Origin of the sequence: Bordetella sputigena (assembly GCF_965137885.1) — a bacterium.
Classification (GTDB): domain Bacteria; phylum Pseudomonadota; class Gammaproteobacteria; order Burkholderiales; family Burkholderiaceae_B; genus Bordetella_C; species Bordetella_C sputigena.
Genome location: NZ_CBCSCA010000004.1, coordinates 114,955 through 139,781, shown reverse-complemented (window position 1 = coordinate 139,781; position 24,827 = coordinate 114,955). Strand labels below are relative to the sequence as shown.

Below are 24,827 nucleotides of genomic sequence, written 5' to 3'. Positions count from 1 at the left end.
TCACCGTCACGCGAACCGGATGAAGGCGCGTCCTGCATGGCGTGTCAGGAGAACACGCCGGCGATGCGCTCCCGCATGGCCGCGTCGGGCAGCCGGCCGTAGCCCGCCTGGAGATTGTCCTGCATGTTGGCGGGCTTGGACGTAGCCGGTATCACGGCGGTGACGGCCGGATGGCCGACGATGAACTTCAGGAAGATCTGCGCCCAGGAGGTGCAATCGATGTCGGCCGCCCAGCCTGGCAAAGCCTTGCCCTTCACCTGGCGAAACAGCGCGCCGTCCTGGAATGGCCGGTTGATCAGCACCGCCACGCCGTGGGCCTGGCAAGCCGGCAACAGACGCTTTTCGGCGCCCCGGGCCGTTACCGACAGGTTGATCTGGACGAAATCCGGCTTTTCGCGCTCCACCAGCGCCGTCAGCTCGTCCTGCGCGGACTCCGTGTAGTGCGTGATGCCGATGTAGCGCGTTACGCCCTGCTGCTTCAGTTCGCGCAGCAAGGCCAGCTGCGTGGCCGTATCGATCAGGTTGTGGACCTGGATCAGGTCCAGCTTGCGCGTGCGCAGCGCCGTTTCCGAATTGCGTACCTGGCGCATGCCGCCATCGCGGCCGGTGGTGCCTATCTTGGTGGCCAGGAAGACCTTCTCGCGGGCCTGCAGGCGGTCCAGCAATTCCCCCGTCACGGCCTCGGCATTGCCATAGCTGGGCGCCGTATCGATGATGGCGCTTTTGCCGGCGGCGGCCAGCAGCCGCTGCGTCACATCCTGCAAGGGCGCCAGTTCGGCGGCGCTCTGTGGCGACACGTCGAAGGTATCCGCCGTCCCCAGGCCGATGACGGGCAGGGTTTCGCCCGTGGAAGGAATGGGGCGCCGGTGCATGGCGGGTGCCGCCTGCGCCGACGCGGGCGCGGCATGCAGCAGCCAGCCGGGCGCCAGCGCGGCGAGGGGAGCGTTCAGCAGAAAGCGTCGGCGAGACGGCATCGTGTACTCCGAAAAGAAAAGGGGCTCACGAAATGCGAGCCCTGACTTATCGGCGGCGGGGCGTCGCCCCGCCGCGGTACAGCTTGTGCTTATGCCGTCAGCCGGCCATCAGTTGCGGTTGCCGCCGCTGAACGCGCTGAGCAGCATCAGCAGGTTGGAGAAGACGTTGTAGACGTCCAGGTAGATGGCCAGCGTGGCGGACACGTAATTGGTTTCGCCGCCGTTGACCACGCGCTGCAAGTCCACCAGCATGAAGGCCGAGAAGATCACGATGGCCAGGACCGAAATGGTCAGCATCAGCGCGGGCAGCTGCAGGAAGATATTCGCCAGCGCGGCCATCAGGATGATGATGGCGCCGGTGAACAGCCACTTCTGCATATTGGACAGATCGCGCTTGATGGTCGTCGCCATGGTGGCCATGGCGCCGAACACCACGGCAGTACCGCCGAAGGCCATCATGATCAGCTGAGAGCCGTTGCCCAGCCCTAGCACGAAGCCCAGCAGGCGCGACAGCATGACGCCCATGAAGAAGGTAAAGGCCAGCAGCAGGGCTACGCCCAGGCTGGAATCCTTGTTCTTCTCGATGGCGAACATCAGGCCGAACGCGCCCAGCAGGAAGATGATGGCCGACAGGCCGGGGCTGGCGCCCATGACCTGGTTCAGTCCGGTGTACAAGCCCACCGCGGCGCCCAGTACCGTGGGAACCATGGAGAGGGCGAGCAGCCAGTAGGTATTGCGCAGGACGCGATTGCGAACCACCTCGCCCGGTACGCCGGCGTAGGTGCCGGCGCGATTGAAGGGGGAAGGACGATAATCGTTCATGTTACGAGCTCCTGATAGGGGGCCATTCCGCGATGGCTACGGTGCTTTGACGCCTGAGCGGCCTGACAGTTCCCTGAATTATAAAGACAGGTGAACACAGGTTAACGCAGCCGGCGCGCCGGGGGTAGTCCCCCGACCGGGCGGGGTATCCCCGGGGCAGGGCGGTGCGACCACGGAAGCCGGTTCGCCCAGTATGCGCTCATTCCAGGGCGCCCGGGCGGCCGACCGCGGCTTCAACCCGGGCGCAAGCGCCGGACGACCCGGTCGACCAGATCCGGCAGTTCCGCTTCCAGCGACTGCCGGACATGCGCCATGGCCTGGTCCAGGGCCTGTTGGACGGTATGCTCCAGCTCCGCCTGCAGGGCGGCGCGCAGGAGCGGGTCGGGCGGCAGGGCGGCCGCCGGCCGCGCCACCACGTCGGTCAGCACCGGCGGCTCGTTCATGGCGTCGATTTTCTGTGTCAGGGTCGGAATGGCGGGATCGGTATCGCGGTATTCCATGGTTTCTCCTGGTGGCCACGGCCCGGCGGCGGGATATGGCGCGTCCTGGCGTCAAGGCGACGCCGGGCTGGTCGGCAGGTCAGTTCTGGGTCTTGCCGCCGATCGCGTGGCTGTGCGGCGTTTCGCCCTGGGCCACGTAGGCGCGCCAGCGTTGTCGTGCCGCGGGACGGTCGTCGCCTTCGGCGGACACGATTTCCAGTATGCGCGCAAATGCCTGGTAGTTCGGCGGGCAGTCGTCATCCAGGTTGAGCAGCCAGGCGGCGGGGCGGTCGGCCGCGGCGGGCGTGGCGGCGGCGGACGGATCCGCCGCGGTCAGCACCACCGGGGTCGCGGCCGCCAGCGGGTCGGTCGCCAGGACGTGCGGCACAAAGGAAATATCGTCGAACGCCCACAGCATGCGGTCGAAGGCGTTCAGCCGGACGGGGTCCGCGCAGTACACCACCAGCGGCTGCCCGGCCAGGTATTGCTTGCGCGCCACCTGGCAGGCGGTGCGCAGTCTGTCCGGGGCGCCGAAGGCGAAGTCGATGCGTGCCATGAGGGTTGCGTCGGTCTGGCGATTCCGATCAGAGCTGGTTCAACAGGTATTGCATCAGCAAGGGCACCGGACGCGCCGTGGAGCCCTTTTCCTTGCCGCCGCGCCAGGCCGTGCCGGCGATGTCCAGGTGCGCCCAGGGATAGGCCTTGGCGAAGCGCGACAGGAAGCAGGCGGCCGTCACGGCGCCGGCCGGCGGGCCGCCGATATTCGCCATGTCGGCGAAATTGGACTTCAGCTGCTCCTGGTAGGCATCGTCCAGCGGCATGCGCCACGCGGTGTCCAGGGATTCCCGGCCGGCGCGCAGCAGGGCGTCCGCCAGCGCGTCGTTCTTGGAGAACAGGCCGCTGTTGACGTTGCCCAGCGCCACCACGCAGGCGCCTGTCAGGGTGGCGATATCCACGACCGCGGCGGGCTTGAAGCGTTCGGCGTAGGTCAGGGCGTCGCAGAGGATCAGGCGGCCTTCGGCGTCGGTGTTCAGGATTTCGATGGTCTGGCCCGACATGCTGGTGACCACGTCGCCAGGCTTGTTGGCCTTGCCGCTGGGCATGTTTTCGCACGTCGGGATCAGTCCGATGACGTCCAGGGGCAACTGCAACTCGGCCAGGGCGCGGAAAGCGCCCAGCACGCTGGCGGCGCCGCACATGTCGAACTTCATTTCGTCCATCGTGGCGGCGGGCTTGATCGAGATGCCGCCCGAGTCGAAGGTGATGCCCTTGCCCACCAGGACGATCGGACCGGCATTGCCGTCCTTGGCGGGCTTGCGCGCCGCCGGCTTGCCGGCATGGCGCAGGACGATGAAGCGGGGCGGCTCGTCCGAGCCGCGCGCCACGGACAGGAAGGCGCCCATGCCCAGGGCTTCGATCTGCTTGCGGTCCAGGACCTGGACCTTCACGGTCTTGTAGGTGCGCGCGAGCTTTTGGGCAGTCTCGCCCAGGTAGGTAGGCGTGCACAGATTGCCCGGCATATTGCCCAGCGTGCGCGCCAATTCCATGCCGTTGGCGATGGCGCCGCCTTCGCGCAGGCCGGCCTGGACCTGCGTGGCGTCGCCCCGTTCGATGCAATGGACGATCTTGCGCAGCTTGGGCCTGGCGTCGCGATCGGGCTTGCCGAAGCTTTCATCGTAGTGATACGCGGCGTTGCCGGCGCCGATCGCGGCCAGGCGCGCCCGGGTGCGGATGGGGGTGTCTTCCAGCGGCACGGAAACCAGCGTGGAGGCGCCCTCGGTCAGCTGCGCGCCAACGCAATAGGCGGCGAAGGACTGCTCGGCGGCGGCGTGGACGCGGGCCGAATATTCTTCCTGTTTGCCCAGGCCGACCAGGATTACGCGCTGCGCGGAAACGCCGGGCAGGGAACGCAGGACCAGGGTGCTGCCCTGGCGGGCGCGGAATTCGGTCTTTACCACCGTGCGGAGCGCGCCGTTGCTGGCGCGGTCGATCAGGTCCGCCGCGGCGGTCAGTACGCCTTCGGCGAAGACGCCGACCGCCAGGGCGGCCGTCTTGACCTGGTGCAGGGAGGCAGTGCTGTGTGTGCTAAATTCCAGTGACATTGAAGGCGTTCCCTTGTGCGTCGATAATAGTCAGCGATTATCCCGCATATTTTCCCATGTCCCTATTCAAGCGATCTGTCGTCAGCGAGATCACGAGTCACGCTGGCGTTGTGTTCTCCACCCTGGTGGTGGTGTGGCTCAGCGTCCTGCTGGTCCGTCTGCTTGGCGACGCCGCCAGCGGCAATATCGGCCCCGACGTGGTGCTGGGCCTGGCCGCCTTCTCTACGATTACCGCGCTGCCGACCATCATGTCCGTGGCGCTGTTCATCGCCGTGCTGACCACGGTGACCCGCAATTACCGTGAATCCGAAATGGTGGTCTGGTTCGCCAGCGGCCTGTCGCTGGCCGATTGGCTGCGCCCCGTCATGCGCGTGGCCGTGCCGGTGGCGGTGATGGTCGCCGTGCTGACGCTGGCGGCGTCCCCCTGGGCTTATCGCCAGATCGGCGAATACCGCGAGCGTTTCGAACAGCGCTCCGATCTATCCAAGGTCACGGCCGGGCAATTCGGGGAATCGCAGGATGGCGCGCGCGTCTTCTTCGCCGAAGAACCTACCCAGAAAGGCGATGAACTGGGCCATGTGTTCGCGCGCGTCATCGATCCGGAATGGCTCAGCGTGCTGACCGCCGCCAGCGCGCGCACGGAAAACATGCCCAATGGCGACCGCTTTCTGGTGCTGAACGCGGGCCATCGCTACGATATGAAGCCCGGCTCCGCGGAATTCCGCATGTCGACGTTCGATCACTATGGCGTACGCCTGGAAAGCAAATCCACGCAGGATCCCGCCGCCGAAGCGCGCGCCGCCGCCGAGCGTTCCAGCAAGGCGCGCAGCACGCTGCAATTGATGGAAGACAACACCGTCAATGCCTGGTCGCAGGTGATGTGGCGGATCTCCATGCCGCTGGCTGCGCTGATATTGGCCATCATGGCCATTCCGCTGGGTGCCGTGAATCCGCGCCTGGGCCGCTCCGGCGATCTGCTGATCGCCGGCCTGGTGGCGCTGCTGTACATGAACCTGATCAACCTGTTCCGCGCCTGGATCGGCGATGGCCGCATTCCTTTCGGCCTGGGCTGGTGGCCCGTGCATGCGGCGGTGCTCGGCTTTGCCGCGTATCTGTTCATGCGGCGGCTGCGTGTGAAGGCGCCCAAGGATACTGGCGGCCCCAGGCCGCCCGCGCCGGGGACGGCAGCCACCTGATCGCGCGTTATCTCCATCTTGCTCCTGGTTGGGTCCGCCTCTACACTGGCCCAACAACGGCCGGGTCCGTCGCAACATGACGGATACCGGCACCACGATTCCCACAAGGAAACAGGAGGAGACCATGAACGAAGCCCCGCGCATCCCGCTGCTGATCGGCGGCGAACGCGTCCAGTCGCGTGCAACCGAATGGCGCGACGTCGTCAACCCCGCCACCCAGGAAGTCGTCGCCCGCGTGCCCTATGCCACGCGGGAAGAACTGGATCAGGCCGTCGCCAATGCCAGGGAAGCCTTCAAGACCTGGCGCAATAGCGGGCAGGCCACGCGCATGCGCGTCATGCTGAAACTCCAGCAGTTGATGCGGGAGAACACCGGCAAGCTGGCGGAACTGATCACGCGCGAGCACGGCAAGACCTTGCCCGACGCCGAAGGAGAGGTGGGCCGCGGCCTGGAAGTGGTCGAACACGCCTGCTCCATCGCCAACCTGCAGCTGGGCGAGTACGCGGAAAACGCCGCCTCGGGCATCGACGTCTACACGCTGATCCAACCGCTGGGCGTGTGCGCGGGCATTACGGCTTTCAACTTCCCGGTCATGCTGCCGTGCTTCATGTTCCCGATCGCCGTGGCCTGCGGCAACACCTTCGTCCTGAAACCTTCCGAACAGGATCCCTCTGCCTCGCTGTTTTTGGCTGAACTGGCGCTGGAAGCCGGCCTGCCGCCGGGCGTCCTGAATGTCGTGCACGGCGGCGCGGATATCGCCAACGCGCTGTGCGAGCATCGCGACGTCAAGGCGGTGTCCTTCATCGGCTCGACGCGCGTCGGCACGGAGATTTATCGGCGCGCTTCGGATGCCGGCAAGCGCTGCCAGGCCATGATGGGCGCCAAGAACCATTGCGTGATCCTGCCGGACGCGGATCCCGAAGTCGCCCTGAACCAACTGCTGGGCGCCGCTTTCGGCGCTGCCGGCCAGCGCTGCATGGCGACGTCGGTCGCGGTTTTCGTCGGCGCCTCGCGCGACTGGCTGCCTGAATTCGTCGCGCGCGCCCGGCAATTGAAGGTGAATGCCGGCACGGATCGCACGGCCGACCTCGGGCCGCTGGTGTCGCAGGCTGCCAAGGCGCGCGTCGAAGGCCTGATCCAGCACGGCGTGGAAGAGGGCGCCGAACTGCTGCTGGACGGCCGCGGCATCCAGGTGGCGGGCTTCGAACAAGGCAATTTCGTCGGCCCCACCGTATTCGGTGGTGTGCGCGGCGATATGAAGATCTACACGGAGGAGATCTTCGGCCCGGTGCTGTGCGTCACCGGCGTCGACACGCTGGAAGAGGCCGTCGAGTTCATCAATGCCAATCCCAACGGCAACGGCGTGGCCCTGTTCACCCAGGACGGCGGCGCGGCACGCTACTTCCAGAACAACATCGATGTCGGCCAGGTGGGGATCAACATTCCCATTCCGGTGCCGGTGGCGTGGTTCAGTTTCACGGGATCGCGCGGCTCCAAGCTGGGCGACCTGGGGCCCAACGGCAAGCAGGCGGTGCAGTTCTGGACGCAGACCAAGACGGTAACGGCCCGCTGGTCGGCGCATGGGCGCACGGTGAATACAACCATAACGATGCGTTGAGCGCCGGCGCCGCTCGCTGCCCGCTGGCGGGTCCATCGCCAGCGGGACGTCATGCCACAGGCTGACTATTTACTGACTCGTGCCCTTCTCAAGCCGTGATGTGCATCGAGGCGTTGTAATGCTTGGTATCGCTTACGAAGCTATGGCACTATTCTGAATGCAAGCAAAGAATTCAGAACGGTACTAATACTTGCTGTTTCTCCATTTTGTATCTTCATAGATACATTCAGCAAGGAAGTTTCGTTAAGGGATGTCACTTAATCATGACAAATTGCAGCGCCCAAACAGGCGAGGGAATCCCGCGCGGGGCCACGCATCGGCTTCTTCCCATTACGCTGTCCGTCTGTCTTGCCACGCTCGGACTGAGCGGATGCCAGACCTTGCCGGGTGATACCAACTCGCTTCAAAGCACATTCGCGAGCAACGATCCCTGCGCCGCTAGTTCCCGGAACACTGGCGCCGTTATCGGCGGCGTGCTGGGCGCGGTGGCGGGCGCGCTGCTGGCCGGAAAGAACGGGAACAACCGGGCCGTTGTGGGCGCCATCGGTGCCGGGGCAGGGGCGTTGGTAGGGGGGGCCATCGGGCACAACATCGACCAGCGCCGCTGCGCGCTTTCAAAAGTAGCGAAGGCCAACAATCTCGACTTGCTTGTCTCCAGCATCAAGATCCCACAAGCACAGGTTCCTTCCGCCACGCAGGTCCCCGGGTCTTCTCAAGTCCCGGGGCCGGACAGGGATGCGGCTGGCCTGAGCGTTTCGATCATTGATAAGGGGGGGCAGTTCGCACCCGGTTCGGTCACCCTTTTGCCTGAGGCCGCGAAAGCGATGGCCGAGCTGGCGGAGACATATCGGCGCGACGTGCCGCCCAATGCCAGTGCGAACGAACGGAATGAAATCGAAGCTCAGAATAAAGCGATGCGTATCCTGCTGGTGGGCCACACTGACGACACCGGTTCTTCTCAGGCCAACGCGGACCTCTCCGAGGCGCGTGCCCGCTCCGTGGCCCGCATCTTCGTGTCACAAGGCTTCTCGGAAGACCAGATTTTCTACCAAGGCGCGGGCGAAACTCTGCCGATTGCGGACAACCATAGCGAAGAGGGCCGGGCGCGCAACCGCCGTGTGGAAGTCGTGGACCTGAGCAAGGATGCAGCCCTGGCCGGCTATCTGGCCAACCGTAAGCCCATCCTGGCGTATTACCGCGCCGCGGAGAAACCCGCGGCAAAACCGGCTCTTGCCTCTGCGCGGGGCGCGGTGTCCACCGCGTCATCGGTGCCGTCCGCGCAGGCGCCATCCGAAAAGCCTGCAGCGGACCTTCAGGCGGAGACGGGTGCGCGGACATCCTCCGCCGAATCGGCTCGCGTAGCGACGCCTCGGGCAGGTGGCCACGACATCGACTTTGGCGGATCGCCAGTCAATGGCCGCTACACGCAAGTCAGCATCGGCAATCTGCCAGCTCAGAAATCGGCTCTCAGTTTCCTAAGGGTCGCACACGCCGACGCCGCACCTATCGCGGGAAGTTGCGCGGATGACCGGCCACGCATTTCGAATGGCGTGAAGTCGCTCAAGAATGATAGAGAAGCCAACTTCGTGACGAGTGATTACTTGCCTGGCGTGTACGACTCCAGCTGGACGGCGAACGTCAACGGACATCTGGTGGCCTTGATTCACGTCGCGGTTCTGCGCGATGGTGGCTCGCCCGCTCGTCGTCCCGAGCTCCTGGTCTATGCCAATTATTCCGGCGACAGTAAAGTTGCCCCCACTTTCCGCAGCACGCCGGAAGTCAATGCCTACCAGGGATCGGAAGCCCTGCTGTACAGGGTGTTCGTGGACGATTCCCTGCAATGCATGGACATCGTCATCCCGAACAAGGATCCGAGCCATGCGCCCAACTCGAATCTGGCTTATGCCCTCGCAGGGCGGCCCTACCAGACCACCTTCTCGCCCAGTTTGGTAAGGCAATAGCCCGGCCAGGATCAGCACATATATACCGAGGACGCGCCATGCTCGACTCCCTGAATAATCTCTACGCCGCAAACACAGCAGTTGTCTATTTCGTCATCGCCATGATTTTGCTGGGGATCGCGGTGGCGCTGTTCCGGTTCAATCTATGGTTTCGCGACTTGTGGGTGTCATTGCCCCTGATCGGTAGCCTCGCGCGCCTTTCCAAAGACCGCACGAAGGGCAATGACGGCTGGTTGCGTGCCGAAGAAAGCCTTTGCGCGATTTACAAACCCTTCTGCAACTTCATGTCGGAAGCACAGTTCGCGCACTACAGTGAATATCTGCGCAAGGCGTCGGACAAGGGGCAAAAGCCCGCTCCGCTCTCTATCTGGACGCTGCTGGTAGTGCTCGTCATCGCGGAAGGCATCGGGTTCTCCTATATGCTTTCATCCTGGATGGCGACCGAAGCCAGCAGCAACATGGTCGCCATCATTTCAGTCTGTGTTGTCTTCGTCATATGCGTAATCATGGTCATGATTACGCATCAAGCCGGCCATCAATATCGTCGCACCAAGTTGCTGCGCGCCTGTTTCGCTCAGTTCAAGGAAAACGACAGCAGCGCGAATCTGGAGGTAGAGCAGGTCGGCCTAAACGATCGCGGCCGCGACGACCACGCTCCCTATTACAACCAGATCCTTAATCGCATCGCCAAGAATCCCTACGATCGCGGCAGTTACGGCTGGGTCTATGCGGCTGTCATCCTGATCGTGGGCATTGCGGTGCTGTCCACGGGTTTGCGGTATATGCACATGTTGAATGAGCAGACCCGAGAATCCGCGCAAATGACTGGCAGTTCCGCGAGCTTCAATCCATTCTCCGCCGCCTTGCCGGATGCGGTCACCGCACCGCAAAAGGCGGCGGACGACAAGGCCAGGAGCGAAGTCGAAAGCGGGACCTCGGTTGAAGGAATGACGGCTTTCCTCATGCTGAGTCTTATCTACATCGCGACCCAGGCGATCGGCCTGCTGCTCGGCTACAAATATGGCTTCGTGGGGAACGAATCCAGAAATGCGTACGATTCGACCGGTGGGTTCAGCGATTACGGAGCCTACAAGAATCACTACCAGCCTATCCGCGATCTGGTCAATGGGCGGCTCAAGGACCTTCAGCAGCGGTTGGAGGCGAACGCCAACAATCGAATGAAACTCACCAAGACTTTCGATGATTATCTGAGGGAGGCAAATCAGCGGTCCTCCGTGCTCGACATGGCCGATCACGCGGCCCGCGCGCCAGCGCCAGCAGCTGCCGGCAGTCCGCATATGGCGACTTCGCAGACATCGGACATGGACCGAATAAGGGCTCATATCGACGCCTTGAACGATCCGGAGCAGGAGAAAGCCTACTTTCTCTCGCTGGATGCCACAGTCCGGAATGATGCAGGCTTGCGCGCGTGGCTGAAGGCGCGGAAGGACCGCCGCGAACAGGAAGCGCAAAACGCAGCGGCTGAAGGGTTGTTCTGAGAGTTGGGATACACGATGAAGATTCTGACGGCCTGCGTGGCCGGCCTTTTCAGCGTGGCGTTGTGCGGTAGCGCGCATGCCGGTGTGGAAAACAGCGTACCGAGCTGCTACGAGGCCAGCAAGATCGGCCTTCCAGTCCCCCAGCCGCAGGTCGAGGTGTTCATCCTTGTTGACCAGACCACGCCGTTTGACGCCACTTTGCAGGCGTCCGCGAACGAGAACGCTGGTCGCCTTATCAGACAGGGGAGTGCCTACGTCGTCGCAACTTTCTCGTCTTTCGGACAAGGGCGGTACATGCAGGTCTTGAGCGCGGGCACCATCGAGGCACCCGTCGATGAAAAGGTACGCAACGGCATCGGTATGAAGATATTGCGCACCTTCGATGAATGCATGCGCGATCAACTCGGTTTCGGCCGCACGAAGGCGGCCACCGCGCTCAGGACGGCATTCGGTGGAGTCAGTGCGGGGCTGGCCAAATCGGACATTCTGTCCGCCCTCAAAGAGTTGTCCAGCCGCGTGAAGCAGTCGGTCGCACAGGACAAGATTGTTTTTCTTCTATCGGACATGCTGGAAAACTCCAGCATCTCCAGTTTCTATGCCAACCACAACGTCCGCAGTATCGATCCGGCCGCCGAGATGAAGAAGGTCGAGGCCGCGCAGCAATTCGGCGATTTTGGCGGAGCCCGGGTGTTCGTCCTTGGCGCCGGTCTGATACAGGATGACGGAAAGACAGGGAAGGATAGGGGCGTTTACCGCGATCCCAAGACCATGGGCCGCCTGCGGCTGTTTTGGGAACAGTACTTCGTACGCAGCAATGCCCGCCTTATCGACTTTGGCGCGCCGGCGCTGCTCTCCCCGATTAATTGATGACCGGTGCCGCCGCAGCCTTGGCGCCGGGGATCGAGGTGCGGGTCCATGGCCGGTTTCATCTCGTGTTGCCTCGTCTTCCCATACGTCGCGCCTGGGCGAGGCGAGCGGGATTTCCATACCAGCATGGAGCTTATATTGATGAAGGTTTCCAGGTTTGCGGGCATTGTTTTCCTGACGGCGCTGATGGCGGGATGTGTGACCACGAACACCACGATGCAAGCCCTGCAGCCTGTCACGGGCGGACGGCCGGGCTATGCGCTTGGACATTCGCCCGTGCTGGCGGCGAGCTACAGCTATATGCTGCAGCCGCTGGACGACGCCGGCTCCATCTTGTACGTGCAGCCATTCGGCGGCTCCGCCACTGTCGGCGTGTTGTTTGGCACCTTGGGCGTCGCCGCGAATATGGCGTCGATCAACATGAAGACGAAGGCGGATGTGCTTGCGCTACACGGTAAAGTGGGCGTGGACCCGGCCGCGGTGTTCGGCAAGGTCGCGACTGCCAAGGGTGTCGACATCCGCGAAAAGGATGCGGACGCCGCGCAGATCACCCCCTACATGTACATCGTGAAGCAGGAAGACGAGCAGTTATTGATCGCGTCCGCCCTTCTGATCGAAAAGGGGCAAGGCGACGCCAAGTGGACCGGAAAGTATATGTATGAGCTGCCGTTGCGCTACTCCTTCACGCAATTCGGCTCGCCCGATGAGAAGCAGACCGCTGCGCTTCGGGACGCGATGACCGCTGGCTACGCGAAGCTTATCGACCACATACGGTATGAAGATCCTCAACGCTACCTTCAGGAAAAGCGCATCGTTTTCAAAACGCCGTTCTTCGCGCCGTTCGCCAATGTCGATACATTGGGCCAGCTTGTGGACGAGACCGACGACATGACTTGGATTCGCACCATAAGTGGCGTGTACGCGCTGCGTAAGGGCGACGTTTCCATCAAGCCGCAGTCCTGATGGTCGCGTCCGGCGCCTCGGTATTAGCGCCAGTGCGAGCAAGGCTTGCCATTTGCCGCCGCAGGGCAGAAGCATAGAATTTTAAGTAATTTAAGGATATTCCCTTATTACTTATAATTGGGTTCCTTCAACGGGAACCGCTTCATGAACCTGCAACAGTTCCGTTTCGTCCGCGAGACCATCCGCCGGGATTTCAACCTGACCGAGGCCGCGCGCATGCTGTATACCTCGCAGCCCGGCGTCTCCAAGGCCATCATCGAGTTCGAGGATGAGCTTGGGATCAAGATCTTCGAACGCCATGGCAAGCGCATCAAGGGCCTGACCAAGCCTGGGCTGGCGGTGTCGCAGGTGATCGACCGCATCATGCGGGAGGTCGACAACCTGAAGAAGGTCAGCGACGAATTCGCGCGCCGCGACGAAGGCGGGCTGATCATCGCCTGCACGCATACGCAGGCGCGCTATCTTCTGCCCCGTGTGATTCCGGCGTTCCGGCGGCAATTTCCCAAGGTGCATTTGTCGCTGGCCGAAGGCAGCCCGGGGCAGTTGGCGGAGATGGTGTTGCACGAGCAGGCCGATCTGGCCATCGCCACGGAGTCGCTGGCATTGACGCCGGGGCTGGCGACGCTGCCTTGCTATACCTGGGAGCACACAGTGGTGGTGCGCCCGGATCATCCGCTGGCTGAACTGACGTCCAGCGAGGCCAAGCGGCTGACGCTGCAGCAGCTGGCGGCTTATCCTTTGGTGACCTACGATCGCGCCTTTACTGGCCGGACAACCATTGACGAGGTCTTCGCCGCGCAGGGCGTGCATCCGGACATCGTGCTGGAAGCCATAGACGCGGACGTGATCAAGACCTATGTCGATGTTGGCCTGGGGATAGGGATCATCGCCGGCGTGGCCTATGATCCGCGCCGTGACAGCAACCTGGTGGGCCTGCCGGTGGGACATTTGTTCGGCACGCATACCACGCGTGTCGGGATCAAGGCGGGTGTGTTCCTGCGGGACTATGTCTACACCTTCATCGAGATGCTGTCGCCGGCGCTGATCAGGAAGGTCGTGCTGGATGCAGTGCAGGGCGTGCAGGAATAAGGGGAAGGCGGCGCCGCGCGATAGGTGGCGCCCGCTATTGCGGGACGGGCCCAATAGTTAAATTAAATGAGAATCCATCTCATTTACTTGCCCTAAAAAACAAGAATCATTATCATTAACCCACGATCAACGACGCAACGAGGTCTGTCATGTCGACGGCACTTAGCGCAGTGGTGGTGGGCGCGGACCGGCTGGGCAATATTCCCGATCTGCTGAAGGGCCACAATATCGCGATCACGCATCACATCAGCGGACGCGATCCTTCCCACCAGAAACGTGGCCTGCAGCTTCCCACCGGGACTCAGCTGGTCATTCTGCTGACCGATTTTCTCGGCCACAACGTGATGAAAACTTTCCGCCAATCCGCGCAGCGTTCCGGCATACGCGTGGTGGCCTGCCGCCGTTCGGTGTGCAGCATGCAGCAGGCGCTGGCGCAATGCGGCTTGTGTGGGCGCGGGGCGAACGCCGCGTCGTAAGGCCCCGGATTTGCCGGTACTTCGCGGCTATAGGTAGTCGCGATTTCCCCAATCGGCATGCAAACCGCGAACAGCGGGACGTGGCGGTCGGCTACGATACGGCGTTCCGCACCGGCAATAGGTCCGCTCAAAGCCTGATGTTGTCGGCCGACTATCGCTTCTGACGGCGCATCCCCATGCCGGGCACACCAGGCAGCACGCAACCGGATCTCTTCTCGCTGGACGCCCTGATCGAGCAGCACCGGTGCACGTTGGCGCGGGATCCGCACGATGCATCGGCGCATCTGGATCTTGCCGAAGCCCTGCTGCTGTCCGGCCGGCTGGAAGAAGGCTGGACGGAATATGAATGGCGATTCGCGCTGCCCGGCGTGCCGCCGCCGATGCCGATCGCCCAGGGCCAACCCTTATGGGACGGTGCGCCCATGTCGCATGGAACCTTGGTGCTGGTGGCGGACCAGGGCTACGGCGACGTTATCCAGTTCTGCCGCTATATACCCGCCGTCATGGCGCGTTGCGCGAATTTGACGGTGGCCTGCAGTCCCGAAATGCTGCCCGTCGTCACGCAAGTGGCGTCCGGCGCGCGCTGCGTGACGCGGTGGGATGACGTCGGGGCTTTCGATGCATGGTGCCCGCTTTCGGGCCTTCCCATGCGTTTCGGCACGGTGCTGGAAACCATCCCGCGGGCCCACGCGTATCTAGCGGCGGATCCCACGCGGGTGGCTGCCTGGCGCAAGGGATTGGACGAGTTGATACCCCCCCGCTACCGGCGCATCGGGGTGGTGTGGGCCGGCCGCCCCACTCATCGCCACGATGCCCGGCGCTCGCTGCGCCTGGCGCAATTGGCGCCGCTGGCGAACCTGCCGGACGTCGCGCTGGTGGCACTGCAACTGGGGCCCGCGCAGCAGGAGATCGACGGCTATCGCGGCGCGGCGCCGCTGGTCAATGCCGGCGGCGCCTTGGGCGGCTTCGGCGAAACGATGGCTGCCATCGCCTGCCTGGATCATGTGGTTTCGGTCGACACCGCGCCCGCGCACCTGGCCGGCGCCCTGGGATGCCCGGTGTCCCTTTTGCTTGCGCATATGCCGGACTGGCGCTGGCTGCTGGATAGGAATGACACGCCGTGGTATCCAGGGATGTCGCTGTACCGGCAGCCCGCGCCGGGGCAATGGGACCCGGTGATTGCCGCCGTGGCAAGGGACCTCGCGGCCCGCTGAAATGGACATGGGCCCCGACCGGGGCCCATGCAGGCATGCACTTTCGTATCTGAGGTTTTATCTTTGCGCGCGCGCCGAGGCTACCAGCGTCGTGTCGATGCGGCGCGCGCCGTTGTAGCGCGCGTTCCAGTACGCCATGTCCATGCGCTCGATGCGCACCACGCCGCCCTTGCTCGGCGAATGTACGAAGCGGTCTTCGCCCAGATAGATGCCGACGTGGGAATAGCGGCGGCCCATGGTATTGAAGAACACCAGATCGCCGACCTGAAGATCGTTGCGGGCCACCGGCATGCCGACCTGGAACATTTCCGCGGCGGTGCGCGGCAACTTCAGGCCCAGCGATTGTTCGGCGACGTAGCCGACCAGGCCGCTGCAATCGAAACCGGTGTTGGGGGAACCGCCGCCGGAACGGTAGCGGATGCCAAGATAATTCAGTGCTTCGCCGGCCAGCAGGGTGTTGTCGGTGGCGGCGGCGCTGCCGGGATAGCTGGCGGTGCGGCTGCCGCGGCGAAGCTTCTGGGCCAGCAGCATGCCGATGGGATCGTCGGCGTCGGCGGTGGTCCAGGCGGCGTCGTAGGCGTCCTGGTCAAAGCCGGTATATGCGGTGTTGCGCGGCGCGCCGGTGTTGGCGCAACCGGCCAGGATGGCCAGGGCGGCCATGATGCCGCCGATGCGCAGTGCGCGCCCCTGTCGGGCGAGAAAACGATAAAAGGAGAGTGTGCGGTAGTCGTATCGTTGCATTGTTCGCTTGAAGGCAGGAGTGACTCTGCCTGGAAGACGACGGACGACCGCCGTGTAAGAAATTTCTGAGGGGCGATTCTATCAAAACTTGCGTATAGCTCTAGATCGAGCAGCGTATACGCCAGACCTCATCCCATGCGCGCTTTGGCGCAAAACATCGGACGGATAGAATCGGCGAGAAATATCCGAAAGAGCGTGCTGCGGAGGCGGGGACGTGCCCAGCGGCACGGGCAACTGCGTTGCAACTTCCCGCGGTGCAGACTCGGACGGACGTAGACAACTCGTAAACATCGTCAAAATCTGCAACAAGCGCAAGATAACAGGAGACAGCGATGCAAAAAACCCGGGTTTTCCACTACTCGTCTGTTAATCATCCAGAAACATTTTGGCACAAAGAGTCGGGCCGGATCCATTGGGACGTGCCACCGGAAACGATCCTGGATTTCAGCCGGCCGCCGTTTGCCCGCTGGTTCGTCGGCGGACGCACCAATTTGTGCTTCAACGCCGTGGATCGCTGGCTCCCCCAACAGGCGGATAGACAAGCGCTGATCTGGGTGTCCACCGAGGTCGATGAAGAGCGGATCTATACGCGCGCGCAGCTGTTCGATGAGGTCAACGTCGCCGCCGCGATGCTGCGCGAGCAGGGCGTCGAGCCGGGCGATCGCGTGCTGATCTACATGCCCATGGTGCCCGAGGCGGTATTCATGATGCTGGCCTGCGCCCGGCTGGGGGCCGTCCATTCGGTGGTGTTCGGCGGGTTCGCCTCGCACAATCTGGCGCAGCGCATCGACGACGCCCGACCCAAGGTCATCGTCTCGGCCGACGCCGGCTCGCGGGGCGGCAAGGTGATTCCCTACAAGCCGCTGCTGGACAGGGCCCTGGAGATCAGTAGCGCGCAGCCGCGGGCGGTCATCCTGCTGGATCGGGGACTGGTCCGCAAGGGCGATGGCGGCAAAGAGGCCGGCGACGGCGCCGGTCCGGCCGGGCGCGACGCGCGCGAGCATGACTACGCCACCCTGCACGCGCGCCATGCCGGCGCCCGCGTGCCGGTGGCCTGGATGGCGTCGGATGATCCCAGCTATATCCTGTACACCTCCGGCACCACCGGCAAGCCCAAGGGCGTGCAGCGCGACATCGGCGGCTATGCCGTGGCGCTGGCGGCCTCGATGGAGTACATCTTCGACGGCAAGCCGGGGGAGACCTTCTTTTGCACCAGCGACATCGGCTGGGTGGTCGGCCACTCCTATATCGTCTACGGGCCCCTGATCGGCGGCCAGACCACTGTGCTTTACGAGGGCACGCCGGTCCGCCCGGATGGCGCCATCCTGTGGAGGCTGGTCGAGCGCTTCAAGGTGAATACGCTGTTTTCCGCGCCGACCGCGGTGCGCGTGCTGAAACGGCAGGATCCCGCGCTCTTGCGGCGGCACGATGTATCGTCGCTGCGCGCGATCTATCTGGCCGGAGAGCCGCTGGATGAACCGACGGCCCGCTGGATAGGCGAAGCCCTGGGCAAGCCGGTGATAGACAACTATTGGCAGACGGAGAGCGGCTGGCCCATTCTGTCCGGCCAGCCCGGCGTGGAGCGGGTCGCGACCCGCTTCGGCAGTCCCTCCTTTCCCTGCTACGGCTTCGACGCAAGGGTGGTCAGCGAGATCACCGGCGAGGACCTGGGGCCGGGGCAGAAGGGCGTGGTGGCCATCGTGCCGCCCCTGCCGCCGGGCGCGATGACGACGATCTGGGGCGACGACGAGCGCTTCGTGCGCACCTACTTCGAATCGATTCCCGGACGCCAGCTGTATTCGACCTTCGACTGGGGCATGGTGGACGAAGACGGCTATTGGTACATCCTGGGGCGGACGGACGATGTGATCAACGTGGCCGGGCATCGCCTGGGCACGCGGGAAATCGAGGAGGCGGTAAGCAGCCATCCCAATGTGGCCGAATGCGCGGTGGTGGGCGTCGCCGATGCGCTGAAGGGCCAGGTGGCGGAGGCCTTCGTCGTTCTCAAACAGGAACCGGAGAATGCCGCGGCCTTGGCCGCCCTGGAAGGCGATATGATGCGCGTGGTCGAAGAGCAGCTGGGCGCGATCGCGCGGCCGGCGCATATCCGCTTCGTCGCGGCCTTGCCGAAAACGCGTTCGGGCAAGGTGCTGCGGCGGGCAATCGTCGCGGTCTGCGAAGGCCGGGATCCCGGCGATCTGCCGACCATCGAAGATCCGAATGCGCTCGAAAAGATCAAGGAGTCTCTTACATGATCAGCAAGCCCGTCCTGACCGCGGACGACGTCAAGAAAATCCTGGCCGCGGCCGAAGCCCATGCCCTGAAGAACCAATGGCCGGTGACGATCGCCGTCGCCGACGACGGTGGTCATCTGCTCGGCATGCTGCGGCTGGACGGCGCCGCGCCGGTCAGCGCGCACATTGCGCCGGCCAAGGCCCATACCGCGGCCATCGGGCGGCGCGAGTCGCGCCTGTATGAAGAGAGCATCAACGGCGGACGCTATGCCTTCCTGTCGGTGCCGGCCATGAGCGGCTTGCTGGAAGGCGGCGTACCCATCGTCGCGCAGGGGCATGTCATCGGCGCGGTGGGTGTGTCCGGCGTCAAGGCGTCGGAGGACGCGGAAACGGCGAAGGCGGGCATCGCGGCGCTGGGGCTATGAGTTCGTCGTCCAGGCAGGAACCGCCCGCGTCCCTGCCGCCCACGCCGGCGCCCGCCGCGGCCCAGCAGGCCGCGGCGTCCACGCCGGAGCCATCCGGGCCAGGGGCGTCCGCCCCCGGACCTGCGTTGCAGGGCAGCCTGAACGCCGGCGTCACGCGGCGCGAAGTATGGTCCTGGGCGATGTACGACTTCGCCAATTCCGGCTACACCACCGTCATTCTGACGACGGTTTTCAGCGCCTATTTCGTCGGCGTGGTGGGCGGCGGCGCCCATTGGGCGACGCTGGCCTGGACCGGCGCGCTATCGGTTTCCTATCTGGCGATCATGCTGACCATGCCTACGCTGGGCGCGCGGGCGGATGCGCGCGGCGCCAAGCGCAGGCTGCTGTTCGCCAGCACGGTGGGCTGCATCCTGGCCACGCTGACCTTGACCCAGGCCGGACCCGGCGACGTCTGGCCGGCGCTGATCGGCATCGCGGTGTCCAACTATTTTTATTGCGTGGGCGAGTCCGCGGTCGCGTCCTTTCTGCCGGAGCTGGCGCGTCCCGACGCGCTGGGGCGGGTGTCCGGCTGGGGATGGAGCTTCGGCTATTGCGGCGGCATGCTCAGCCTGGGCCTGTCGCTGGTCGTCGTGTCGCTGGCGCAGGCGCGTGGCGAAAGCGCGCCGCAATTCGTACCCTGGGTGGTGGCCGTGACCTGCGTCGTGTTCGCGTTGTCGGCGCTGCCTTCTTTCCTGTGGCTGCGCGAACGGGCGCGTCCGCGCGAGTGCGCCGAGGCCAGCCCCGATATGCTGGGCCAGTTGTTGCGCGCCTGGCGCGACACCGGGCGCCATTATCCGCAGTTCCGGCGCCTGCTGATGTGCGTCGCCTGCTATCAGGCCGGCATCGCCGTCGTGATCACGCTGGCGGCGGTGTATGCCGAACAGGCCATGGGCTTCAAAATGGCCCAGATCATGATGCTGGTGTTCGTGGTCAATATCGCGGCGGCGGCCGGCGCTTTTCTGTTCGGCTATTTACAGGACCGCATCGGCCACAAGCGGGCCCTGGCCATGACGCTGTGCGGCTGGATCGCCATGGTGCTGATCGCTTATGCGGCCGTGACCGTCAGCGTGTTCTGGGTCGCCGCGACGCTGGCGGGCCTGTGCATGGGCACCAGCCAGAGCGCCGGCCGCGCCATGGTGGGGGCGCTGGCGCCGGAACAAAGGCTGGCGGAATTTTTCGCGCTGTGGACCTTTTCCGTGCAACTGGCGGCGGTGATCGGTCCGTTGACCTATGGCCTGGTGACCTGGGTGACCCATGGCAACCACCGCCTGGCCATCCTGGTGACCGGCCTGTTCTTCGTCGGCGGCCTGATCCTGCTGCGCCGCGTGGACCTGGCGCGCGGCATGGCGGAGCGGGACACCGTGCATCACGCACGGCCTTAGCGGGCCGGCACCGGGTGCCGGCATCGGGCGTTAGCATTAAGGCTACTATCGTCGAATCCTCCCACCGTACGCGACACAGTCATGACTTCCCATACCTTCTTCTGCGTGGACGGCCATACCTGCGGCAATCCCGTACGCATGGTCGCCGGCGGCGCGCCCGTGCTGCAAGGCGCGAACATGGTCGAAAAGCGCGCGCATTTCCTGCGCGAGTTCGACTGGATACGCACCGGCCTGATGTTCGAACCGCGCGGGCACGACATGATGTCGGGCGCGATCCTGTACCCGCCGACGCGGCCTGACTGCGACATCGCTTTCCTGTTCATCGAGACCTCGGGTTGCCTGCCGATGTGCGGCCACGGCACCATAGGGACGGTCACCATGGCGCTCGAACGCGGCCTGGTGACGCCGCGCGAGCCGGGCGTGCTGCGCATCGATACGCCTGCCGGCCTGGTCGAAGCGCGCTATGAGCAGGATGGTCCGTACGTAAACAGCGTGCGCATCACCAATGTGCCGTCCTTCCTGTACGCCACGGGGCTGGAAGCCGAAGTGGAAGGACTGGGGCTGGTCAAGGCCGACGTGGCCTATGGCGGCAACTTCTACGCCATCGTCTCGCCGCAACAGGCCTTCGCCGGGCTGGAACACGTGCAGCCATCGGACCTGCTGCGCTGGAGTCCGCGTCTGCGGCAGGCGTTCGGTAGCAAGTATCAGTTCGTCCATCCGGAGAACCCGGCCATCAATGGCTTGTCCCACGTGCTGTGGACAGGTACGCCGCGGCATCCCGAAGCCCACGCGCGCAATGCGGTGTTCTATGGCGACAAGGCCATCGACCGTTCGCCTTGCGGCACCGGCACGTCGGCGCGCATGGCGCAATGGGCGGCACAGGGCAAGCTCGATGTCGGCAGCGACTTCGTGCACGAGAGCATCATCGGTACGCTGTTCCGCGGCCGGGTCGAAGCGCGCACCCGCGTGGGCGACCTGGACGCCATCGTGCCCTCCATCGAGGGCTGGGCGCGCATGACAGGCTACAACACGATATTCATCGACGACCGCGATCCGCTGGCGCACGGCTTCCAGCTTAAGGACAATGTGTAGCGGTCCCCCGCGCGGCGCGGCGGCGCCGGCGCCCGCCGGCGCACCGTCGAACCGCGGCAACATCTTATTGGCGGCGTTCTCGCGGGCGAGGCCTTGATAGGAGAGGTATTCATGGAAATCAGGCAAGCATCACTTTCACATTGGCGCGTGCTGGCGGCCCTGTTGTTGACGACGCTGCTGGCGGGCTGCGGCGTGAACACCATCCCCACGCTGGACGAGCAGGTCAAGGCCGCCTGGGCACAGGTGGAAAACCAGTACCAGCGGCGTGCCGATCTGATTCCCAATCTGGTGGAAACCGTCAAGGGCTATGCCAAGCAGGAGCAGGACACCCTGACGGCGGTGGTCGAAGCGCGCGCCAAGGCGACCTCCATCCAGGTTGACGCCAGCACGGTGGACGATCCACAGAAGCTGCAGCAGTACGATCAGGCGCAGCAACAGCTGGGCAGCGCGCTGGGCCGCCTGCTGGCGGTTTCCGAGCGCTATCCGGATTTGAAGTCCAATCAGAACTTCCTGGCGCTGCAGTCGCAGCTGGAGGGCACGGAAAACCGCATCGCGGTGGCGCGGCGTGACTATATCGCCGCGGTGGAGCGCTACAACACCGAGATCCGCACCTTCCCCGGCCGTCTGTGGCATATGGTGATGTATCGCGACCTGCCGGTGCGCGAGACCTTCAAGGCCAGCGCGCCGCAGGCGGACCAGGCGCCCAAGGTCAAGTTCTGATGATGAAAGGCGCGTTGCTGCGTTGTCTGTTGTGCTTGCTGCTGGCGGGGGCGGTGCCCGCGGCGGGCGCCCAGTCGTCGCCCGCCGCTCCCGCTCCTCCAGCACCCGCCCCATCGGCCCCGGCCGTACCCGCCCCGCCGTCAGGGCCTGCCGCCGCTGACGGCGGGGCGGGCGGGACGGCATCCACGCCTTCGGCCGGCGCTCCGGCCCCCGCCTTGATCGGCCGGGTGGTCGACAATGCCGGACTGCTGGATCCTGCCACCAGCGCGCGCCTGACCGAAATGCTGGCCGCGCATGAGAAGTCCACCGGCCAGCAGGTCGTCATCGTGACGGTGCCCAGCCTGGGCGGGGTTTCCATCGAAGATTTCGGCTACCAACTGGGACGCCGCTGGGGCATAGGCGAAAAGGGCAAGGACAACGGCGCCCTGCTGATCGTCGCGCGCGACGATCGCAAGGTGCGCATCGAAGTCGGCTACGGCCTGGAAGGGACACTGACGGACGCGGCGTCCTCGGCCATCATCAACCAACTGATCATTCCGGCATTCCGCCAGGGCGATTTCAACAAAGGCATCGTCGACGGCACCACCGCCATGTTGAAGGTGTTGAGCGGCGATCCCGACGCCGTGCCAGCGCAGCAGGTGGCGGCCGAGCGGGATGGGCCGACATCGATTCCCGTCTTCGTCATTCTGCTGTTCATCGTCATCGTCGTGATTTCGCGGATGGGTGGCGGCATGGGAGGCAGGCGGCGGGGAAGCGTGCTGCCGGGCGCCATCCTGGGCGGCATCGCGGGCAGCCGCGGCCGGTATGGTGGTTCCGGCGGGTTCGGCGGCGGAGGCGGCTTCGGTGGTGGTGGCGGCTTTTCGGGCGGCGGCGGCAGTTTCGGCGGCGGCGGCGCGTCGGGCAATTGGTAGCCGCCTGTTCCGCCCGCCGGATGCGACGTATGAAGGGCAATCCATGACACTGCTGAATGAAACCGAACTGCAACTGGTGGCGCAGACCATCGCAAGAGTCGAGCGCGACACCGATGCCGAGATCGTCACGGTGCTGGCCGAGCGCGCCGATGACTATGCCTATATCCCCTTGCTGTGGGCAAGCTTGATTGCGCTGGTCGTGCCTGGCATCTTGAACTACGGCATCGTGGCCCTGGGCCCGCACCAGTTGCTGTTGACGCAATGGGCCGTGTTCGTGGCGCTGGCGCTATTGTTTCGCGTGCCGGCGATCACGGCGCGGCTGATTCCCCGTCACGTGCGGCGCTGGCGCGCCGGCAACCTGGCGCGACGCCAGTTCCTGGAACAGAACCTGCACCATACACGCGGTGAAACCGGCATGCTGATCTTCGTATCGGAAGCCGAGCGACATGTCGAAATCCTGGTGGATCGCGGCATCAGCGCGCTGCTTCCCGATACGACATGGGAACCCATCATTGCCGACTTCACCCGCCAGGTGCGGCAGGGCCAGACCATACAGGGCTTTATCGGCTGCATCGAAAGCTGTGGCGCGCTGCTCGCGCGCCATCTGCCCAGTTCGTCGCAACGGGACGAATTGCCTAATCGGCTGGTGGTCCTGCGCTAAACGCGCACGCGGTCCTCATGGACCGCGATGGCCGCGCCCAGGTAGCCGCGATGGTCATCCATCAGATTGTCGCGAAAGGCGCGCCGGGCCAGGTCCAGGTCCAGTCGCTGCCCGGGTTCTACGCGCGGCGCCGCCACGTTGTGGTCTCTTTGCAGGGATTCCCAGCTTTTTCTCAGGATGTCGAAGGCGGCGCACGCTTCGCGCTGTTCCTGTGTCAAGTCGTCGTCCGTCACTTGCAGCAGCGCGCCGTGCGCGGTGGCGGCGCCTACGTTGTAGTACCAGTGCACGCTGGCATCGAGTCCCAGCAGGACCCCGGCATCGCGCGCAAGGTCCACATGGTAGACGTGCAGGGTGTGGCCGGCGATGACGTCCGCCAGATCCTTCAGCAACTGGCAGCCCAGGGGGATGCCGCGCAGCGTGACCAGCGCGCGGTGGAAGCCGTCGCGGTATGGGGCCATGTTGTCGTTCAGCTCGAAGCGCAGGCCGACATGGGCATGCCCGTTCTGCGTGGACTTCTCGGCCGTGGCGATGGGTGCGTGCCGCATGATATCCAGCAGCGACTGGCGGAACGCCATGGTTTCGGGATGCAGATGCAGGCGGTCCGATGGGGCCATCGCGCCGCATTCGAAATGGTTCATCGCGCACAGCAGGAACTCGAACAGTCCGCAGGCGTATTGTTCGCGTGCTGAAAACGGCTCGCGGCCGCCATGCGCCTGCATCGACGCGCCGCGAGAAAGCAGCGTGTCGGGGTAGAGCGCCATGCGCAACCCGCCGCGCGGATCGGCGCTCAGGCCGGCCTGTTGGGGGCGGGTGGCGCGCGTGATCCTGATGGGGCGGTGCCCCAGCTTGCGGGACAGGTCCGTCAACAGCATCTCGCCGGTCATCGTCGTGCCTATGATCGCCAATGCCTCCATCAGCGGTTCTTCGTTGCGGCGGATGTCGTCGGCGACGTGCAGTTCCAGCGCGAGTCCGCGTCCGAATGCGGCCTGGCCCGCCGCGGCCGGGCCGGGCACGGATGGCCCGCCACGGCCCAACGGGTAGCTTACGATCCAGCCCGGCTGCCACGACGGTCCGGATGGCGCCGCTGGCGGCAGGGTGCCGTGGGTGTCGAAGTCATCCGGCGGAAAGCGCGTTTGGCTGGTGCAGGCGGATGCGGTCGTCGAAAACATTCAATCTCCATGTGGATTGCGGACCCGGGGCCGGCCATGCGAGGGGCGCCGGACCCCGGTGGCGGGACGCGGCTGGGTAGGGCGGGCAGGCCGCTGCGTTCCTGTGTCGGGGGTATTCCCGAGATGAAATGAAGACGGATTTACGGCGCTGCTGCTATCCTTCTTTTTTGTCGACGGGCCACCCCGAGGCAAA

The 24,827-nt window shown here is 64.6% G+C and carries 23 protein-coding genes; 16 read left to right on the top strand and 7 right to left on the bottom strand.

Features of this window, described 5'->3' with window-relative positions; translation table 11 throughout:
* Positions 1–44: 44 nt before the first annotated feature.
* The 5 genes from ACNA0R_RS09275 to ACNA0R_RS09255 form a co-directional block, all read right to left on the bottom strand.
* Positions 45–974, bottom strand: a complete 930-nt coding sequence (locus ACNA0R_RS09275; RefSeq protein ID WP_415825683.1) for an aldo/keto reductase — start codon at positions 972–974, stop codon at positions 45–47.
* 108 nt (positions 975–1,082) lie between these two features.
* The gene (locus tag ACNA0R_RS09270) at positions 1,083–1,796 is read right to left on the bottom strand and encodes a Bax inhibitor-1/YccA family protein (RefSeq protein WP_415825682.1); all 714 of its coding nucleotides are present in this window, start codon (positions 1,794–1,796) and stop codon (positions 1,083–1,085) included.
* A 233-nt stretch (positions 1,797–2,029) separates the two neighbouring features.
* Positions 2,030–2,296, bottom strand: coding sequence for a hypothetical protein (locus ACNA0R_RS09265; protein WP_415825681.1), 267 nt, complete (start codon positions 2,294–2,296; stop codon positions 2,030–2,032).
* A gap of 79 nt (positions 2,297–2,375) precedes the next feature.
* Positions 2,376–2,831, bottom strand: coding sequence for a DNA polymerase III subunit chi (locus ACNA0R_RS09260; protein ID WP_415825680.1), 456 nt, complete (start codon positions 2,829–2,831; stop codon positions 2,376–2,378).
* Positions 2,832–2,859: 28 nt separating this feature from the next.
* Positions 2,860–4,371, bottom strand: coding sequence for a leucyl aminopeptidase (locus ACNA0R_RS09255; RefSeq protein WP_415826057.1), 1,512 nt, complete (start codon positions 4,369–4,371; stop codon positions 2,860–2,862).
* A gap of 62 nt (positions 4,372–4,433) precedes the next feature.
* On the opposite strand from ACNA0R_RS09255, the gene lptF reads away from it, so the two are divergent.
* The 9 genes from lptF to ACNA0R_RS09210 all read left to right on the top strand — a co-directional run bounded on the left by lptF (position 4,434) and on the right by ACNA0R_RS09210 (position 15,260).
* A complete protein-coding gene (lptF, locus tag ACNA0R_RS09250) occupies positions 4,434–5,573 on the top strand; it encodes an LPS export ABC transporter permease LptF (protein WP_415825679.1) in 1,140 nt (379 codons plus the stop codon).
* A 124-nt stretch (positions 5,574–5,697) separates the two neighbouring features.
* Positions 5,698–7,191: a CoA-acylating methylmalonate-semialdehyde dehydrogenase gene (locus ACNA0R_RS09245; RefSeq protein WP_415825678.1), complete on the top strand. Its 1,494-nt coding sequence runs from the start codon at positions 5,698–5,700 to the stop codon at positions 7,189–7,191.
* Between the two features lie 380 nt (positions 7,192–7,571).
* On the top strand, positions 7,572–9,152 hold the full coding sequence (locus ACNA0R_RS09240) for an OmpA family protein (RefSeq protein ID WP_415825677.1): 1,581 nt from the start codon (positions 7,572–7,574) through the stop codon (positions 9,150–9,152).
* A 38-nt stretch (positions 9,153–9,190) separates the two neighbouring features.
* Positions 9,191–10,651: a hypothetical protein gene (locus tag ACNA0R_RS09235; protein WP_415825676.1), complete on the top strand. Its 1,461-nt coding sequence runs from the start codon at positions 9,191–9,193 to the stop codon at positions 10,649–10,651.
* A 15-nt stretch (positions 10,652–10,666) separates the two neighbouring features.
* Positions 10,667–11,518, top strand: coding sequence for a hypothetical protein (locus tag ACNA0R_RS09230; RefSeq protein ID WP_415825675.1), 852 nt, complete (start codon positions 10,667–10,669; stop codon positions 11,516–11,518).
* Positions 11,519–11,566: 48 nt separating this feature from the next.
* The gene (locus tag ACNA0R_RS09225; protein ID WP_415825673.1) at positions 11,567–12,481 is read left to right on the top strand and encodes a hypothetical protein; all 915 of its coding nucleotides are present in this window, start codon (positions 11,567–11,569) and stop codon (positions 12,479–12,481) included.
* 144 nt (positions 12,482–12,625) lie between these two features.
* On the top strand, positions 12,626–13,570 hold the full coding sequence (locus tag ACNA0R_RS09220; RefSeq protein ID WP_415825672.1) for a CysB family HTH-type transcriptional regulator: 945 nt from the start codon (positions 12,626–12,628) through the stop codon (positions 13,568–13,570).
* A 149-nt stretch (positions 13,571–13,719) separates the two neighbouring features.
* On the top strand, positions 13,720–14,046 hold the full coding sequence (locus ACNA0R_RS09215; RefSeq protein WP_415825671.1) for a DUF2325 domain-containing protein: 327 nt from the start codon (positions 13,720–13,722) through the stop codon (positions 14,044–14,046).
* A gap of 176 nt (positions 14,047–14,222) precedes the next feature.
* Positions 14,223–15,260, top strand: a complete 1,038-nt coding sequence (locus ACNA0R_RS09210) for a glycosyltransferase family 9 protein (RefSeq protein ID WP_415825670.1) — start codon at positions 14,223–14,225, stop codon at positions 15,258–15,260.
* 57 nt (positions 15,261–15,317) lie between these two features.
* Here the strand turns inward: ACNA0R_RS09210 and ACNA0R_RS09205 are convergent, their stop codons facing one another.
* Positions 15,318–15,920, bottom strand: a complete 603-nt coding sequence (locus ACNA0R_RS09205) for a C40 family peptidase (protein ID WP_415825669.1) — start codon at positions 15,918–15,920, stop codon at positions 15,318–15,320.
* Positions 15,921–16,333: 413 nt separating this feature from the next.
* On the opposite strand from ACNA0R_RS09205, the gene ACNA0R_RS09200 reads away from it, so the two are divergent.
* The 7 genes from ACNA0R_RS09200 to ACNA0R_RS09170 all read left to right on the top strand — a co-directional run bounded on the left by ACNA0R_RS09200 (position 16,334) and on the right by ACNA0R_RS09170 (position 23,465).
* Positions 16,334–18,256: a propionate--CoA ligase gene (locus ACNA0R_RS09200; protein ID WP_415825668.1), complete on the top strand. Its 1,923-nt coding sequence runs from the start codon at positions 16,334–16,336 to the stop codon at positions 18,254–18,256.
* Positions 18,253–18,660 carry a GlcG/HbpS family heme-binding protein gene (locus ACNA0R_RS09195; protein WP_415825667.1) on the top strand — a complete coding sequence of 136 codons (408 nt, stop codon included), beginning with the start codon at positions 18,253–18,255 and terminating at the stop codon, positions 18,658–18,660. The genes ACNA0R_RS09200 and ACNA0R_RS09195 overlap by 4 nt, the downstream gene beginning before the upstream one ends.
* A gap of 179 nt (positions 18,661–18,839) precedes the next feature.
* Positions 18,840–20,081 (top strand): MFS transporter, encoded by a 1,242-nt coding sequence (locus ACNA0R_RS09190; protein ID WP_415826056.1) that lies wholly within the window; start codon positions 18,840–18,842, stop codon positions 20,079–20,081.
* An 81-nt stretch (positions 20,082–20,162) separates the two neighbouring features.
* The gene (locus tag ACNA0R_RS09185; RefSeq protein WP_415825666.1) at positions 20,163–21,173 is read left to right on the top strand and encodes a 4-hydroxyproline epimerase; all 1,011 of its coding nucleotides are present in this window, start codon (positions 20,163–20,165) and stop codon (positions 21,171–21,173) included.
* Between the two features lie 111 nt (positions 21,174–21,284).
* Positions 21,285–21,893: a LemA family protein gene (locus ACNA0R_RS09180; RefSeq protein WP_415825665.1), complete on the top strand. Its 609-nt coding sequence runs from the start codon at positions 21,285–21,287 to the stop codon at positions 21,891–21,893.
* Entirely contained in the window at positions 21,893–22,804 is a 912-nt protein-coding gene (locus ACNA0R_RS09175) for a TPM domain-containing protein (protein ID WP_415825664.1), read from the top strand. The genes ACNA0R_RS09180 and ACNA0R_RS09175 overlap by 1 nt, the downstream gene beginning before the upstream one ends.
* Before the next feature lie 43 nt (positions 22,805–22,847).
* A complete protein-coding gene (locus ACNA0R_RS09170) occupies positions 22,848–23,465 on the top strand; it encodes a TPM domain-containing protein (protein ID WP_415825663.1) in 618 nt (205 codons plus the stop codon).
* Here the strand turns inward: ACNA0R_RS09170 and ACNA0R_RS09165 are convergent.
* Positions 23,462–24,634 (bottom strand): hypothetical protein, encoded by a 1,173-nt coding sequence (locus tag ACNA0R_RS09165; RefSeq protein WP_415825662.1) that lies wholly within the window; start codon positions 24,632–24,634, stop codon positions 23,462–23,464. The two genes, ACNA0R_RS09170 and ACNA0R_RS09165, sit on opposite strands and share 4 nt — an antisense overlap.
* Positions 24,635–24,827 lie beyond the last annotated feature (193 nt).

Excerpts from the sequence above, each read along its gene's own strand:
- ACNA0R_RS09210 (WP_415825670.1), top strand. The coding sequence starts at position 14,223 with ATGCCGGGCACACCAGGCAGCACGCAACCGGATCTCTTCTCGCTGGAC.
- ACNA0R_RS09235 (WP_415825676.1), top strand. The coding sequence starts at position 9,191 with ATGCTCGACTCCCTGAATAATCTCTACGCCGCAAACACAGCAGTTGTC.
- ACNA0R_RS09265 (WP_415825681.1), bottom strand. The coding sequence starts at position 2,296 with ATGGAATACCGCGATACCGATCCCGCCATTCCGACCCTGACACAGAAA.
- ACNA0R_RS09220 (WP_415825672.1), top strand. The coding sequence starts at position 12,626 with ATGAACCTGCAACAGTTCCGTTTCGTCCGCGAGACCATCCGCCGGGAT.
- ACNA0R_RS09225 (WP_415825673.1), top strand. The coding sequence starts at position 11,567 with ATGGCCGGTTTCATCTCGTGTTGCCTCGTCTTCCCATACGTCGCGCCT.
- ACNA0R_RS09260 (WP_415825680.1), bottom strand. The coding sequence starts at position 2,831 with ATGGCACGCATCGACTTCGCCTTCGGCGCCCCGGACAGACTGCGCACC.
- ACNA0R_RS09205 (WP_415825669.1), bottom strand. The coding sequence starts at position 15,920 with ATGGCCGCCCTGGCCATCCTGGCCGGTTGCGCCAACACCGGCGCGCCG.
- ACNA0R_RS09270 (WP_415825682.1), bottom strand. The coding sequence starts at position 1,796 with ATGAACGATTATCGTCCTTCCCCCTTCAATCGCGCCGGCACCTACGCC.
- ACNA0R_RS09275 (WP_415825683.1), bottom strand. The coding sequence starts at position 974 with ATGCCGTCTCGCCGACGCTTTCTGCTGAACGCTCCCCTCGCCGCGCTG.
- ACNA0R_RS09195 (WP_415825667.1), top strand. The coding sequence starts at position 18,253 with ATGATCAGCAAGCCCGTCCTGACCGCGGACGACGTCAAGAAAATCCTG.
- ACNA0R_RS09170 (WP_415825663.1), top strand. The coding sequence starts at position 22,848 with ATGACACTGCTGAATGAAACCGAACTGCAACTGGTGGCGCAGACCATC.
- ACNA0R_RS09180 (WP_415825665.1), top strand. The coding sequence starts at position 21,285 with ATGGAAATCAGGCAAGCATCACTTTCACATTGGCGCGTGCTGGCGGCC.
- ACNA0R_RS09190 (WP_415826056.1), top strand. The coding sequence starts at position 18,840 with ATGTACGACTTCGCCAATTCCGGCTACACCACCGTCATTCTGACGACG.
- ACNA0R_RS09185 (WP_415825666.1), top strand. The coding sequence starts at position 20,163 with ATGACTTCCCATACCTTCTTCTGCGTGGACGGCCATACCTGCGGCAAT.
- ACNA0R_RS09230 (WP_415825675.1), top strand. The coding sequence starts at position 10,667 with ATGAAGATTCTGACGGCCTGCGTGGCCGGCCTTTTCAGCGTGGCGTTG.
- ACNA0R_RS09245 (WP_415825678.1), top strand. The coding sequence starts at position 5,698 with ATGAACGAAGCCCCGCGCATCCCGCTGCTGATCGGCGGCGAACGCGTC.
- ACNA0R_RS09200 (WP_415825668.1), top strand. The coding sequence starts at position 16,334 with ATGCAAAAAACCCGGGTTTTCCACTACTCGTCTGTTAATCATCCAGAA.
- ACNA0R_RS09175 (WP_415825664.1), top strand. The coding sequence starts at position 21,893 with ATGATGAAAGGCGCGTTGCTGCGTTGTCTGTTGTGCTTGCTGCTGGCG.
- ACNA0R_RS09215 (WP_415825671.1), top strand. The coding sequence starts at position 13,720 with ATGTCGACGGCACTTAGCGCAGTGGTGGTGGGCGCGGACCGGCTGGGC.
- lptF (WP_415825679.1), top strand. The coding sequence starts at position 4,434 with ATGTCCCTATTCAAGCGATCTGTCGTCAGCGAGATCACGAGTCACGCT.
- ACNA0R_RS09165 (WP_415825662.1), bottom strand. The coding sequence starts at position 24,634 with ATGTTTTCGACGACCGCATCCGCCTGCACCAGCCAAACGCGCTTTCCG.